General features: G+C 54.8%; 10 protein-coding genes. 7 read left to right on the forward strand and 3 right to left on the reverse strand.

What is annotated here, in order from left to right:
• Positions 1 to 518: 518 nt before the first annotated feature.
• Together uhpT and P273_RS0105640 are read left to right on the forward strand one after the other, a co-directional pair.
• The gene (gene uhpT, locus P273_RS0105635; protein WP_024627497.1) at positions 519 to 1,913 is read left to right on the forward strand and encodes a hexose-6-phosphate:phosphate antiporter; all 1,395 of its coding nucleotides are present in this window, start codon (positions 519 to 521) and stop codon (positions 1,911 to 1,913) included.
• On the forward strand, positions 1,910 to 2,662 hold the full coding sequence (locus P273_RS0105640; protein ID WP_024627498.1) for a tyrosine-protein phosphatase: 753 nt from the start codon (positions 1,910 to 1,912) through the stop codon (positions 2,660 to 2,662). Before uhpT ends, P273_RS0105640 begins: the two co-directional genes overlap by 4 nt.
• A 413-nt stretch (positions 2,663 to 3,075) precedes the next feature.
• Here the strand turns inward: P273_RS0105640 and P273_RS0105645 are convergent, their stop codons facing one another.
• Positions 3,076 to 3,462 carry a nuclear transport factor 2 family protein gene (locus P273_RS0105645; protein ID WP_024627499.1) on the reverse strand — a complete coding sequence of 129 codons (387 nt, stop codon included), beginning with the start codon at positions 3,460 to 3,462 and terminating at the stop codon, positions 3,076 to 3,078.
• A gap of 403 nt (positions 3,463 to 3,865) precedes the next feature.
• Here P273_RS0105645 and P273_RS0105650 point away from each other — a divergent pair, with 403 nt between their 5' ends.
• The 5 genes from P273_RS0105650 to P273_RS0105670 all read left to right on the forward strand — a co-directional run bounded on the left by P273_RS0105650 (position 3,866) and on the right by P273_RS0105670 (position 10,841).
• On the forward strand, positions 3,866 to 6,172 hold the full coding sequence (locus P273_RS0105650; protein WP_253269582.1) for a glycoside hydrolase family 36 protein: 2,307 nt from the start codon (positions 3,866 to 3,868) through the stop codon (positions 6,170 to 6,172).
• 91 nt (positions 6,173 to 6,263) lie between these two features.
• The gene (locus tag P273_RS0105655; RefSeq protein WP_029676208.1) at positions 6,264 to 7,643 is read left to right on the forward strand and encodes an ABC transporter substrate-binding protein; all 1,380 of its coding nucleotides are present in this window, start codon (positions 6,264 to 6,266) and stop codon (positions 7,641 to 7,643) included.
• A gap of 191 nt (positions 7,644 to 7,834) precedes the next feature.
• Positions 7,835 to 8,701: a carbohydrate ABC transporter permease gene (locus P273_RS0105660; RefSeq protein WP_034524907.1), complete on the forward strand. Its 867-nt coding sequence runs from the start codon at positions 7,835 to 7,837 to the stop codon at positions 8,699 to 8,701.
• Complete coding sequence (locus P273_RS0105665; RefSeq protein WP_081709282.1) at positions 8,698 to 9,582, forward strand: carbohydrate ABC transporter permease; 885 nt, start codon at positions 8,698 to 8,700, stop codon at positions 9,580 to 9,582. Before P273_RS0105660 ends, P273_RS0105665 begins: the two co-directional genes overlap by 4 nt.
• A 134-nt stretch (positions 9,583 to 9,716) precedes the next feature.
• On the forward strand, positions 9,717 to 10,841 hold the full coding sequence (locus P273_RS0105670) for a LacI family DNA-binding transcriptional regulator (RefSeq protein WP_024627504.1): 1,125 nt from the start codon (positions 9,717 to 9,719) through the stop codon (positions 10,839 to 10,841).
• 35 nt (positions 10,842 to 10,876) lie between these two features.
• Here P273_RS0105670 and P273_RS0105675 read toward each other — a convergent pair whose 3' ends face one another.
• Positions 10,877 to 11,719: a formate/nitrite transporter family protein gene (locus tag P273_RS0105675; RefSeq protein ID WP_024627505.1), complete on the reverse strand. Its 843-nt coding sequence runs from the start codon at positions 11,717 to 11,719 to the stop codon at positions 10,877 to 10,879.
• A gap of 121 nt (positions 11,720 to 11,840) precedes the next feature.
• Complete coding sequence (locus P273_RS0105680; RefSeq protein ID WP_024627506.1) at positions 11,841 to 14,666, reverse strand: ABC transporter ATP-binding protein/permease; 2,826 nt, start codon at positions 14,664 to 14,666, stop codon at positions 11,841 to 11,843.
• Positions 14,667 to 14,682: the final 16 nt, after the last annotated feature.

A 14,682-nucleotide genomic window follows, 5' to 3' on the forward strand; every position in this document is an offset into this window, starting at 1 on the left:
CAACACATTGAAAGGCCTCTGGTGACACAAGTCACCAGGGGCCTTTACTATATGTCTGCTCATACTCCCCACAAAACGGTCTCTATCAGCAAAATGTACCTCTACATCTAAGACCTACTGCAGCTATATCAGCACGCTTTATGGTGTGGTACAGCCAAGAAACATATGTAGGCCAGTACTACGGATCTGGACTCATATTCTCACGACAGATTAGACAACAATAGTGAAACTTATTTCGGGCACTCTAATGACATTCTGACTTATCCGTTACTGTAGAAGCCGTTAACGGAGGCTTACGCCGCTGATCGGGATTAGCTCAGCAGTTGGCACGCTGCACACTGATCATTAATGTATGTATTACTGATGAAGTGCTTGGTGCATTTAATGAAATTTATCCACGAACTGTGTTTTTAATATACCCTCACACTGTCTAAGAATCCTTGTGTGTCAATACATAAAACGTTGAAACAAATAAGTAAAATGTCAGCTATTGTCCACCATATACAGGGAGGTATTAGATGGCTGACAGGATATTCGATATCCATTTGGACAAACATGTGCCGAAGGCGGCCATACCGGTAGCCGAACAACGACATCTCTGGTTCCGTGAGTTCATGAAACCGTATCTCATGGTCATCATTCTGTACATTACTATGTACCTTGTTCGGAATAATTTTAAAGCGGCGCAACCTTTGATGAAACAGCAGCTGGGCATTACCACCCAGCAGTTGGGCGTAATTGGTTTTGTTTTCTCTGTTGTCTATGGAATCGGAAAAATCGTTGTGGGATATCTGGTCACGGACAAAGACAATAAGAAGATTGCATCTATTATGCTTTTCTGCTCGTCTATTGTGGTCATCTGCATCGGTTTCCTGTTCACCCTTAGTCATGTGCCTATGGGTTGGTTGATCGTTCTATGGGCCTTGAATGGGGTCTTTCAGTGCGCCGGAGGCCCAAGTTGCGCCACAGTGATTTCTAACTGGACGACGAAGACGACATATGGCCGATATTTGGGTGTCTGGAATGCTTCTCACAATATAGGCGGCGGCTTGGCTGGAGTATTCGCCATCTGGTGTGCCCAAACTTTCTTTGGCGGAAAGGTAGCTGGGATGTTTATCATCCCGGGTGTAGTGGCGCTTCTGGTGGCAATTATGTGCTTCCTGGTTGGCAAGAATCGTCCCGAGGATCTCGGGTGGGAACCGTCAGAGAAGATTTTCGATGAGCCTGTCAAGCAGGAAGACGAAGAGTCGCACGATGATACCACTTGGCAGATTTTCCGCCGGTACCTGCTTTCCAACCCTTGGGTTTGGGTGCTTTGTGTCAGCAACGTTTTCGTTTACCTGATCCGTATCGGCATCGACAACTGGGCGCCTCTGCGTGTGACTGAGCAGCTGCATTTCAGTAATCAGGTCGGCGCGCGGACAATCTTCTATTTCGAGATGGGTGCTCTGATCGGATGCCTTATCTGGGGAGTGGTGTCTGACTTCCTAGGCGGCAGGCCCGCCCTGGTATCCACGCTTTGCGCTATCTGCCTGCCGCTCGGAATGGTAGGCTATCAGCTGGGCCGCACACCTGTGGTCATTTACATCTCGCTCTTCTTCTTGGGCATGTTCATCTTCGGACCACAGATGCTGATTAACATCTCCATGCTCAATCAAATTCCCAAGCGAGCCAATGTACTGTCTGGCGGCATGGTCGGTGCATTCGCCTACCTGTTCGGTGACTCCACCGCCAAGGTTCTGCTAGCTAAAATCGCAGATTCCTCGTCCGATGGGCTGAACGTGCTGGGGCATGTGCTGCATGGTTGGAATGACACTTTTATCGTGCTGTATATCGCCATTGTCTGTGCAGTTGTACTTCTGGGCCTAGTGGCCTTGATGGAAGAGAAACGTATTAGAGGAGGTCGTCGATGAACATCACCAATTTCCGGGATCTGGGGGGCATGCGGACCATCCACGGCCGCCGGGTTCGCCAGCACAGGTTCATTCGGTCGGGGCAGCTGGTCGGCCTGGACGAGGCCACCAGGAGAGATTTGGTCGACCGCTACCGGGTGACACAGGTCGTAGACTTCCGCCGGCCCTTCGAAATACAGGAAAGCCCTGATGACCCAATTGAAGGTATCACTTTCACCAACATTGATCTGCTGGGAATGATTGGTGCCCGCAATACCAGCTTGGACGACTTCGCCTCGATCGGTTCGGTCGATCGGGTCAATGACCATATGCTCGGTACCTACCACGACATGGTCCTAAATCCAGGCGCTCAGAAAGGTTTTGGGCGCTTCCTGCGAATCGTCGTGGGCAACACCCAGGGGGCTACGCTCTTCCACTGCTTTGCCGGCAAGGACCGGACCGGGTTCGCCGCGGCCCTGGTGCTCTGGCTGCTGGAGGTGGATGACGACCAGATATTCGCGGACTATCTGAAGACCAACCAAGAGAGGGTCACGGCCAACAATCAACTGCTGGACCAATTCCGCGCCAAAGGCTTTGACCAGGATTCACTGGATGCACTGGCCGTTGCGCTGTATGTCAAGAAGGAATATCTGATTTACGCCCGCCAACTCATGATCGACGCCTATGGCGACGTCTTTGCCTATGCACGGCAGGCCCTAGGGTTTGGACCAGACCAGGTGGCAGCCTTGCGCGACAACCTGCTGGAGTAATCGGACAAGTCTGAATAGCCGCGGACGGGTTATTGGCTTGAGTGCCAACCGTAAGGAGGGCATTGTGCATACATAAGCCTGGGACGGACAGGATTCCGGGCCTCCCGTGGGGCCCTGACCGGTCAATGTTGATCGCCAGGGAACCGAGAGGTTCGGTCCATTGTGGAGACGACCATGAATTCAGGAGTGGGTTTCTTTCACACAGACGGATTGCTGAGCAGACCGCGACTATATAGTTAGCAAACCGACATGGAAGCAGCCAGATCCACTTGGCTGACCATGTCAAGGCTGCAGATGTCTGGATGCTCAAGGAGGATTCTGGACTCAGCTTGAAAGAGGTATCCATGATCCTGGAGCGGTTCCGGTCGTCTCCCCTACTGGTTTGTTTTCGTCCTTTCTTATGTCGCTAGAGGTCAGAAGAGACCGTTGCTGTTCCGGGACTGTACGTTTTCCACGTTGTGCTCGATGATGTCCCAGTGCTCAGCCAGCTGGCCTTCCTGCAGCCGGTAGATGTCGCAAACCTTGTTGACATGGCCGTTCTTCAACGTGCACTTGAAAAAGACGTAGACCATATCATCCTCCCCGTTCAGCCTGATGATATCAATTTGCGGTCCCAGGGCCAGGAATCCCTTGATGAACTCCAGGAATCCAGTCTTTCCGTTAGCGCAGGTTGGGTTGTGCTGAATGTAGTCGTCCCGCATGAACCTGTCGATGTTGCTGGTATCTCCCCGGCTAAAGACTTGGTCGTAGAACTCCTGTACCAAGGACTTGTTGGCTGCGGTTTCAGCCTCGCTCATCATGAACCTCCGTTTTCTGCCTGTTCATAGGCTCTTGGGTTTCTTCATGATAGGTAGTTCCGATCAGTCTCGTAAGCGCGTCCACTGCCATGATGTCCATTGCCTAATGGAAAGAGAGCCAAGACTGCTGATCGGCCCACGTTGTCGTGTGCAGCCAATGATGAAGGTAGCTGCCTAAGTACCCGTCTGGGATTGCTCTGATTCCAGCAGAAATTTGTGTGAGGATCTCGATGAGCCCATGCGTCCGAAGCTTTTGAAGTCCAGGAAAAGACCTATTCGTCTATCGAGCGATTAGCTCACAGAGGGTGAGACCTGACACGAAGCTTGATTGCGACTTGCATTGGGAACGGTACCAGTTATACTGAGAGAGTCGGTACGTTAAGCAATGTCGCTGATAGGAGATTCAATGCAGAGCGAGGATAGTTCTGAGATCTTTGAATTGGTAACGATACCAAATGGAGATTCAACTATATCTTCACCCTTACGATGGGGGAACGATTGTATAAAAATGGAGTTCGATGTTGGGGAGGATAGGCCTGTTGCTCTAGTCTCGATTACTTTTAGCCCGCGTCATGAGGCGTATTCATCTTTGCCACAATCATCCGGGATATCGTCCAACTATGTGCCTGCTAACCCCGCCGGGTCGAAGACACGACGTATCAATTTTCTGGGTCGTTTGCCCATGGTGCAGATAGAAGCCTCTGGTCGCGGTACCGGTCATACGATTTGTGGACGTAGGCTTATTGAGACATCCATTGGTCAGGCTCTGCGATTCGCTTCTTGGAAAACCTGGCATACGAATGGGGTCAGCAACCTGGAAATACTCCAGGAGAGCAAAGAACATGGGATTGAATGTCGCCAGTTGTTCCAGGTGGCTGACGGTGACCTGATGTTCAAGGTCACGACAAGCATTAAAAACACCTTGGAAGACGACCTGGTCCTTGAATCTCTCCCCACCTATTGCCAGCTCTTCGGACAGGCGAATGGTTTTGAAGAGACTAAGGACGGGCTGGAAGATTGGCAGCTGGCTGAGTGCCAGAATGACTGGCTTGGTGAGGGACGTTGGTCCTGGAAACCACTCCGTGAAATATGCCCCATCCTTAGCAATGACATGGTGGGCCGGACGCCTCAAGGTGCCTACTCCTGTGTATCGGAGGGGACCTTTTCCACAGGGCAAGCTCTGCCGATGGGTGTTCTGACATCGCCGAAGCAGGGCATCACCTGGCTCTTTCAGATCGAGCACAACGGACCATGGCGCTGGGAGGTGGGCGAAGGCACAAAAAGCGAGGGATACTTTGCGCTCAGTGGGCCGACTTACAAAAATCATGATTGGTCCGTAGTGCTTCACGAGGACCAGCAATTCACATCAGTACCTGTTTCGGTTACTCCTGCCAGCAACTTTGATCAGGCCGTTGAATCTGTTACGAATTACAGGCGACACTGGCATCTTGCCGCGGATAAGTTGAAGACTCCAGAGATCATCTTCAACGATTATATGAATACTCTCAATGGTGACCCAAGTACAGACCGCTTGCTGCCTTTGATCAAGGCAGCCGGCAGCGTAGGTGCTGAAATATTCTGCATCGACGCTGGCTGGTATGACGACACCGGTGATTGGTGGCCATCAGTCGGTGAGTGGAAGCCATCCACGACCCGATTTCCCGGAGGTCTGGGTGAGGTCATGGATGCCATTAAACGTGAGCACATGATACCAGGTTTGTGGCTTGAACCAGAGGTTGTGGGAATCAAAAGTCCCTTGGCCAAGAAGCTGCCGGATTCCGCCTTTTTCCAGCACGCAGGACATCGTGTAGTGGAACAGAATAGGTATCTGCTTGATTTCAGAAACCCTCAGACCATAAGGCACATGAACAAAGTGATCGACAGGCTCGTCGGTGATTTCGGGGTTGGCTATTTTAAGTTCGACTACAATGTCATGCCCGGCCCAGGCACCACATATCACGCGGATAGCCCTGGTGAGGGTCTTCTCGGTCATAACCGGGCCTATCAGGAATGGATCAAGGGGCTGTATCGTCGTCATCCTAACCTGATCCTCGAAAACTGCTCTTCCGGAGGCATGCGGACGGATTTCGCCCAGTCTTCCATATTCCATCTCCTCTCTACATCGGATCAGCAAGATTTTGGCAGGTATGCGAGCATAAGTGCCACAGCGCCTATGGCCATGCTTCCCGAACAGGCTGGCAATTGGGCGTATCCGGCTGCCGATATGGATGACGAGAGCTTTTGCTTCGCTCTGACCAACACCCTTCTGGGACATTTCTTCCTGTCGGGGTACCTGAATCGGTTTTCGGAGCACCAATTGAATATGGTCCGAGATGCGATTGATGTTTACCGTCGCGTCATCGGTGATCGGGTAGCTACGGGCGTGCCGTTCTGGCCATTGGGACTGCCTGGTTGGTATGACGACAAGCTTGCGCTTGGCATCAGAAGTGCATGCGATCAAGGAGCAGATGGGATCAGAGATGGTGTTCTGATGACTGTTTGGTCCAGGTGCACGTCGGATGGTCATCTCGATCTGCCTCTGCCTATGTTCACAAACAGAGATTGCAGGGTGCAGGTTCTCTATCCGAGTTTTACGGACCGGGATGGTGGGTCGGATTCTTGGCGTTATGTCTGGCACAAAGAAAGGGGGAGTCTAGAAGTTCATATGCCCGAAGAAGGGTATACGGCCAGGACCCTCTTAATCAGGGAGTGATTGGCCTTCAGTCTGAAAAGACGCGAGTGGTGTAGTGAGAAGCCCTGCCATCCCGCCATCAGCGGGTGGCGGAGGCGGAAAGGGATAAACAATGAAGTTGATCCAGTGGAAGACCGATTCTTCGCGAAAGACGGTTCGAGCCTTGGCTGGTCTGGTGATTACTGCGGGTTTGTGCTTGGGCACTTTAGCCGGATGCGGCAACCCTGCTGCCAGCAGCGATGACACTGACACCAAGGCATCTGGCTACTGGCCCAAGGCGAATGCCAGGCTGGACGGTGTGACCTTGAAGTTCTGGAGCTCGCCCCAGGCCAACAATATTCCGGTTCAGGTGGTCAAGGATTTCCGGAAAGCTACGGGTGCCAAGGTTGATGTAGTTACCATTCCAGAAGTCTATGAAAACAACTCACAGACCAAGATCACAACTGGCGATACTCCCGACCTAGCTTTTTGGCAGCCGACCAGATCCATGTTGACCGGTCTGGTTTCTCAAGGCAAGTTGCAAAAACTTGACAATGCCCCCTTTGAGAAGAACTACAAGAAGGGTATAGACGATGAGGCTGGACTCTACAAGAACAACAGATACGCGATTATGGTGAGCGCCCCTGCGACTATGGGAGTCTATTACAACAAGGATGTCTTCAAGGCCGCAGGACTTGAGGCGGTACCCAAGAACTGGAACGAGTTCGTGGCTGCTGCCCAGAAAATCAAGGATGCCAATATCCCCGGCGTGGATTCGCCACTCTTCGAAATGGGCGGTTCCCAATGGGGAACGCAGTGGGCTGTCCAAGTCCAATTGGCCGAAGCGGCAAAAGGGGGTCTATGGGACCGTGTGAACCAGGGCAAGGATAAATTCACCGGCAAGGACATTATGGAAGCCATCACCAATTATCAGGACCTCTTCAAGAAGGGGCTCTACAATGCAGATGCCGGCTCAGCCAAGGACACCGCCCAGGAGAAGGCTCTGTGGGACGGGAAGACCGGAATGATCTTCGGCAATGCCAGTCAATTCTTCGCCGTAGCAGCTTTGGCCAACCACGACAAGAGCGCTCTGGACAAGAAGATTGGGTACTTCCCCGTGTCGAAGGATGGCAACTATACCACTGTTATCCCTGATGGCTCCAATGCAGTTGTGGCCTTCAAGAGCGGGGACAGCAAGCGCGAGGCAGCATCCAGACAATTCCTCAATTTCTGGATGACCGACGGTTACAAGGCTTTTATCAAGCAGCAGAACATCATTTCGGTTCTGAAGAACGTCGATTCGCCGAACACTGTGCCTCAGGCCACCCTGGACGCGGCACAGTCCATTCAGCACAGCGTCGGTTCCATGCAGCTCCTAGCTCTGGCTAACCCTGATCTCTATGTCAACCTGGCCAGCATGGTCAATGGAACCATGACACCGGAACAGGTCGCCCAAACTACACAGGATCAGTTCGCACAGGTAGCCAAGGCTCAGGGGGTGAAGGGCTTCTAAGGCAAACAACGGCCGGGGGGGATGGGTAATTCCTCCGGCCGTTCTTCCTGGATTCATACTTACGAATTTGACAATCACATCGGAAGAAAGGACCTTTTATGTCTGATGCGCTCGCTGCGGGTCCTGCTGAAAAAGGCCGGAAACGCTTGGGTAGGAACCGATCTATTGGTTCCAATAGCGAAACCGCAGTTATGAAAAAGAATTACCCGCTTCGGTTCCTGGTTCCAGCAGGGGCTGTCCTGCTGGTTTTCTTCTTCGTTCCTACGGTTCTGAACTTCATTTATGCCTTTACTGACTGGTCTGCTTTTAAGACGACCATTTCCTTCAACGGCTTCGACAACTTCATGAGTCTCTTCAAAAACGGGATACTGCTCCGGGATTTGCGGACCACAATGGTTTTCGCACTTTTCGTCGCCTTTTTCCAGAATACGTTCGGTCTAATCCTGGCTGTTTTTCTTGAAGAAGACACGACTGAAAACCGTATCGCCCGGGTACTCTTCTTCATTCCTGTGCTCATGTCGGCTCTCGCCGTGGGATATGTCTGGCAGGCCGTCCTCCAAGCCAATGGCGCCTTGGACCAGATACTGAGCTTCTTTGCTGGAAGGACTATTAGCACGGCCTGGTTGGGAAGCACCACCTGGTCAATCGTCATAGTGTCCGCAATTCAGGGCTGGAAATGGGCTGGCCTGGCCATGCTCATTTACCTGTCCGGGCTCAAAACCATCGATGAGGATATCCTTGAGGCAGCCGAAATCGATGGAGCCAATTCCTGGCAGATTTTCTGGAAGATCAAATTCCCGCTCCTGGCCCCTGCCGTGACTTTCAATGTGGCCACCTCCCTTCTTGGCTCAATGAACGGGTTCGACACCGTGCAGGCTACAACAGCAGGTGGCCCCGGCGGCTCCACTGAGATCCTCAACCTCTTCGTCTGGAGAACCTTCGGCCAGGGTCTGTATTCACAGTCGACGATGATGAGCCTCCTGCTCTTTGTCGTCGTGATGATTATTGCCATTCCTTTGATTTGGTACCTTCGCAGAAGAGAGGCCAAGATACTATGAGCAATGCGAGTTTTGAACCCGTCACCACCAACTCTGGTGTACATGCTGCCGGACACAAGGGAGCTCTGGGCAAGCGAGTGCTTCACACCGTCCTCCTGGTCTTCCTGATCGTGGTCTGCCTAGGGGTGCCTTTTTACCTGCTGGTTGTTACCGCAGGCAAGGATCAAGCTGAGGCCCTAAGGCTGTCTCTGGCGTTGCCAACCAAGTGGCATCTCTTTGAAAACTTCGGCATTGTCCTGTCGCAAGGCAAGATGATTCCGGCATTCTTCGGTTCCCTTCTGGTGACGCTCCCCTCTGTGGTGGTGGCCCTGATATTCGGTTCCATGGCCTCATGGATTTTGGCTCGACGAGCCACCAAGGCCATGGCTCTGGTATATGCCCTATGCATATCTGGACTGATTCTGCCGCCGGCCGTGGTTACGGTCATGCTGCTTTTGAAGATGATCGGTCTGGCGGGAACTGCCATTGGCATGATTTGCGTCTATGTGGGGATCTATCTTTCGACGGTTATCTTCTTCGTCACCGGGTTCATTCGCACCATCCCGATCTCCTTAGAGGAAGCTGCTCGAATCGACGGAGCTAAACCTATGAGGGTCTTCTTTACCATTGTTATGCCCCTCCTTGGGCCCACAATGGCTTCAGCGACCATCCTGCTCATTCTGTACATATGGAATGATGTCTTCTACGCCCTCTTTATCCTCTCGGGCAAGATGGATACTCTCCCGTTGAACCTCTACAACGTGGCCAATGCCGGACTCTATCTGAATAATTGGCATTACATCTTTGCCTATATCATTCTGATGAGCCTGCCCCTGCTGATCATCTTCGCCGTGGCACAGAAGAAGATCATCTCAGGGATAACCGGCGGGGCGGTGAAGTGAAGTAGCGCGGTGTGAGAAGGACCATACCTTTCTATTGTGACACAATCAGATAGGGTGATTGATGGTTTTGCGTCGGCCGCCCGGCAGCCCGTAATGGGCTTGCCGGGCGTCTGCGCGTGGAAGGATGGTTGCATATGGCTGCGGGGAGAAAACGGGCTCCATCCATCAAGGATGTGGCAAGAAAGGCAGGCGTTTCTGTTTCCACGGTTTCCCGGTATCTCAATGGTGGCCGTAACCTGAGCGAGGGGAAACGCAAGGTTATAGCCGAGGCTGTCGAGGATTTGAATTACCGACCCAATACCATCGCCAGAGCCTTGGTGTCCAATGAATTTCAGTCCATCGCGGTTATCGCCACGGATATATCCCTATACGGATCCATGCAGCTGTTGCAGGGGATCGAACTGGCTGCACGCCGACGGCATTATCTGGTCACAGTGACCCTGGTCGGCAATGGTCATGAGAAAGTCAAGGAGACTGTAGACCAGCTCATCCAAAACAGGCCGGTTGGATGCATCATCCTGGACGTGGAGCGTTCCAGTCTCTTGCATTCTTTCGCGGGATATATTGCGCAATCGCTCCCCACCGTGATTGTAGATGAAGCTGACCTGGCTTCGGGGAGCCTGCGGATAGGCGCCTATGAAGGCGGATACCAGATCACCAAGTACCTACTGAGACTGGGGCATAAAACCGTTTTCCATGTGTCCATACCTGAAGACGACAAAAAATTTACGCGATGCTTGGGTTGGCGGCGTGCTCTGGAGGAAGTGGGGGCTCCTATCGAGGAACCCTTGTCCTGCACTTGGGATTTCCGGAAGGCGGAGCAGATTGGACGCTACCTGTGCTCCTTTCCGGAGATTACAGCTATTTTCGCTGGCAACGATGAGGTGGCCGCAGGTGTCATACGAGGCATTCTTCTTGAAGGGAAGAAGGTTCCCGAAGATGTCAGCGTTGCCGGGTTCGACGGCAACCCCATCGGTGAAGTGACCGTCCCGAGCATTACGACTTGGCGGCAGAACTTCCAGGGAATAGGAGCAAAGGCTGTTGAGCGCTTGGCTCATTGGCCTGACAATGATGACCAGCCGGAGACCAAGGTAAACAAGAGTGGCAAGGGAGATGACGGAACCCGCAAGGCAAGTGAAGAGGAAGAGCCAGATCTTGATCAGCTGCAACAGAGCCGCTCGATGGGGGACGAGCAGATCTCATCGCGACTGATCATTCGGGAGTCCACGGCTCCGCCACGGTCAGGGCATGGCCGGTGAAAATCGGCTGTAGCAACTGTATGTGGCAGCCTCGGTCAGGCCTTGAACCGGCGCTCATCGTTCATGGTGGCGAAGTTCAGGCCGATCAGGATGCCGCCGCCTATGTAGTTGCCCAGCATGGCCACCAGGACCACCAGGATTGCCTTCCAGGCGTTGACCCGCCCGAAGACGCCCAGGATGAGGAAGAGGGCTGAATCGGCTATCGAGTGCTCGAATCCGCAGAAGGCGAAGACGAAGACGGCCACGACCATGATGATGCACTTGGTGAAGTCGTTGGAAAGCTTGCCGTTGTAGACCATGAGCATGGCGATGTTGATGCAGAAGTTGCACAGGATGCCGCGCACGAACAGGTCGGCGAACCCCATGGGACCGCCGGAGACGTAGCCGGTCTTGGTCGCTGCTGCCGCCAGCATTTGGTCCAGGGTCGGACCGCTGACAATAGACGAGAAGCGCAGGATGACGGCCACGATCAGGGCTCCGGCCAGGTTGCCCAGAAGGCAGAGGATCAGGATCCGCAGGGAGGCCAGCCAGCCCAGGCGCTTGTGATAGGCGCCTATGGTGACCACCATCATGTTGGAGGTCAGCAGCTCGGAGTTGGTGTAGTAGATCAGGACCAGGGCCCAGCCGAAGGTGGTCGCCGCCAGTACCCGGCCTGCCAGGATCAGGCCGTGGTCGGCGGGGTTCTGGCCGGCCTGGCCCATGATGACGAAGAAGGCGGTGAAGAAGATACCCACAAAGAGGCCGGCCATGGTGGCTCGCTGCATGTACTTGCCGGTCAGGGCGCCGCTCATGGTCTTCTTGCTCTCGACCACGTCCAGGACGGTGCTGATGAAGGCCCGTCCGGGGAAGAGGGGTTGCCTGTTCTGTTGATCTGTCATCTGATTGGGTTGTTCATTCACGGGGTTCATTATGGCATTCCCGAGTAAAGAGGGACCGCCGTTAGGGCCCGACTGTGCGGGAACTCACTTCTTTGCCAGTGCCACCCGGTGTCACTCAGCCTCACTCGGTGCGCAGGGCGGTGGCGGGATCCTGCTTGGCTGCCTTCCGTGAGGGGATCAGGCCGCCTATCAGGGTCAGAACCACGCTCAGAATGACCAGGGCTATACCACCTGAGGTAGGCAGGGCCGCGTTGACCTCGGTGGTTCCCATGAAGTGGTGCATGATGCTGTTGGCCGGAATGATCAGCAGTAGGGTGATGCCCACCCCTAGCAGGCCCGCCAGAAGTCCGATGAGGCCGGTCTCGGCGTTGAAGACGTTGGAGACGTTCCGCTTGGAGGCGCCCATGGCCCGCAGGATGCCGATCTCCTTGGTCCGCTCCAGAACCGATATGTAGGTGATGATGCCGATCATGATGGAGGAGACCACCAGTGAGACGCCGACGAAGGCTATCAGCACGTAGGTGATGACGTTGATGATGGTGGTGACCGAATTCATCATCAGACCCACGTAGTCGGTATAGACGATCCTGTTCTTCTTCGCGGCCTTGTCGTTGTAGTGCTTGATGGAGTCGCCCACGGAATTCTTGTTCTCGAAACTATCCGTGTAGATGCTGATGCGGGAGGGGGCATCCCGGGAGATCAGGCCGAAGTCGCTCAAGTTGTCGGCGTAGGTGCCGGTGGAGACGTACTGGTTGTAGATGGCGACCAGAGCGTCCTGCGGGGCGGTGGCGATGTATTGGTCGAAGGCTTGGGCCGTCTGCTGCTCGGCTGAGGCCCCCGTGGGGATGCCGGCAGAACCTTGGGCTCTTGCAGCGGCTCCGGCCCGGCCCTGGGCCTCCTGGCCGGCCATGGCTGCCGAACCCTTCATGATCTCCTGGGCCATGCTGGCCTTCTGTGTAACGCCCAAGGATGCGATGTAGGCCTTGGCATCGTTGGCCTTGGCGGCATCGTCGGCAGGGGCGAAGGCCATCCCGTTGAGGACGCTGTGGCCCTGGTCGGCCTCCTGGTCGGTGACGATGGGACTGGTCTTGGCCTGGTCGATCAGGTAGTCGGTCAGCTGGCGGGTATACCCGACGCCCACCTTGAGCGGCGTGGCCTTGGCTCCTTGGTTGGGACGGACGATGCCGACGATGTGCAGCTGCAGGCCCTGGTCGGTGGCCTTGGTCATTTGGTCGGTGTTGTCGCCGATGTAGTGGTAGTGGCCGTCGGTCCCCTTGGCATATTGGCTCGCGGCGGGCACCAGGGAGAGCTTCTGGTCCATGGCCTTGGCGTATTCGATGGGCTTGGTGTCGACCTTGACCTCCTGGCCGCTGTTGAGCTTGTTCATCATGTCGGTGTACTGGCTGGAGGGGAGGATGCCCAGCTTGTAGAGGCTGGTGACGGGCATCTGGTTGTTCTTGTCCAGCACCAGGACCACCTGATCCTTGGCCTTGGGCCAGGTGCCGTTCACCACCTGGTAGTTGTCGGTGACCACCTTGCTGATGGTGGTCTTGGCATCGGCCCCGGGCATGATTTCGCCGAAGATTTCCGGGGCCTTGTTCTTTTCGGTCTTGCCGGTCAGGTAGGACATCTGCATGGACTGGATGTCGCCCATGTCGCTGTCGGTGTTGGCCGTGGCCATCTGGCTGGCGGTGGAGCTGGCGTCGTCCTGCCCATTCATGGTCACCTTGTCTGCGGAGACCAGCTTGCCGTCCGGATCGTGCCCGAAGACCGAGAACTTGGTGGCGTAGGAGTACTGGATGCCGACGGATCCCACGTATTGGTGGATCTCGCTCTTGGGATTGTCCAAGTATTTTTTGAAATCTGTCAGATTGTTCTGAGTGATGCTGCTGGTCAGGCTGGAGGCCCCTTTGACGCTGGAGTCGTCCGGCTGGATGGCCTTGAGATCCTTGTGGGCCTTGGCCTCCTTCTGGGTTTCCTGGGCAGAATCCACTATCTTGTTCAGATCAAAGGACTGCTCCTGAATGGTGATGGGATAGGAGGTCATGGTCTCCCGCTGTATCCTGTCGATGTAGCGGTTGACCCCGGTGGACACCGACAGGATCAGGGCGATGCCGATGATGCCGATGGATCCGGCGAAGGCCGTGAGTGCAGTCCGGGCCTTCTTGGTTCGAAGATTGTTGAAGCTCAGCGACAGGGAGGTCAGCAGACCCATGGAGGCCTTGCCGAAGGTGCGGTGGCGGGCCCGGCGGATCGGCACCTGGTCGTCGGGCAGGGGGTCGGAGTCACTGATCACGGAGCCGTCGTGCAGCTCTACGATTCTGGTGGCGTACTGGTGGGCCAGCTCGGGGTTGTGGGTGACCATGACCACCAGCCGGTCCTGGGCCACCTCCTTGAGCAGGTCCATGATTTGGATGGAGGTCTCGGAGTCCAGTGCTCCGGTGGGTTCGTCGGCCAGGAGGATGCGGGGGTTGTTGACCAGGGCTCTGGCGATGGCCACCCGCTGCATCTGTCCGCCCGAGAGCTGGTTGGGCCGCTTGTTCACATGCTGGCCCAACCCCACCTGCTCCAGGGCCTTCCTGGCCCGCTCCCGACGCTCTTGCCGGTGCACCCCCGAGATGGTCAGAGCCAGCTCCACGTTGGACAGGATGCTCTGGTGGGGGATCAGGTTGTAGCTCTGGAAGACGAAGCCCACGGTGTGGTTGCGGTAGGAGTCCCAGTCCCGGTCCTTGTATTTCTTAGTGGAGGTGCCGTTGATGATCAGGTCGCCCTGGTCGTAGCGGTCCAGCCCGCCGATGATGTTGAGCAGGGTGGTCTTGCCGGAGCCGGAGGGGCCCAGGATGGCCACGAACTCGTTGTCGCGCAGGTTGACGCTGACATCGTTCAAGGCCTGCTGGACGAAGTCCCCCGTTTTGTACTGTTTGGAGATATGTTCGATCTGCAGCACCGTCGTCCTCCGCTTT

This window comes from Bifidobacterium sp. A11 (assembly GCF_000499185.1).
Lineage (GTDB): Bacteria > Actinomycetota > Actinomycetes > Actinomycetales > Bifidobacteriaceae > Bombiscardovia > Bombiscardovia mizhiensis.

Coding starts and splice junctions, on each gene's coding strand:
- P273_RS0105655 (WP_029676208.1), top strand. CDS start 6,264: ATGAAGTTGATCCAGTGGAAGACCGATTCTTCGCGAAAGACGGTTCGA.
- P273_RS0105670 (WP_024627504.1), top strand. CDS start 9,717: ATGGCTGCGGGGAGAAAACGGGCTCCATCCATCAAGGATGTGGCAAGA.
- P273_RS0105660 (WP_034524907.1), top strand. CDS start 7,835: ATGAAAAAGAATTACCCGCTTCGGTTCCTGGTTCCAGCAGGGGCTGTC.
- P273_RS0105665 (WP_081709282.1), top strand. CDS start 8,698: ATGAGCAATGCGAGTTTTGAACCCGTCACCACCAACTCTGGTGTACAT.
- P273_RS0105650 (WP_253269582.1), top strand. CDS start 3,866: ATGCAGAGCGAGGATAGTTCTGAGATCTTTGAATTGGTAACGATACCA.
- P273_RS0105675 (WP_024627505.1), bottom strand. CDS start 11,719: ATGACAGATCAACAGAACAGGCAACCCCTCTTCCCCGGACGGGCCTTC.
- uhpT (WP_024627497.1), top strand. CDS start 519: ATGGCTGACAGGATATTCGATATCCATTTGGACAAACATGTGCCGAAG.
- P273_RS0105640 (WP_024627498.1), top strand. CDS start 1,910: ATGAACATCACCAATTTCCGGGATCTGGGGGGCATGCGGACCATCCAC.
- P273_RS0105645 (WP_024627499.1), bottom strand. CDS start 3,462: ATGATGAGCGAGGCTGAAACCGCAGCCAACAAGTCCTTGGTACAGGAG.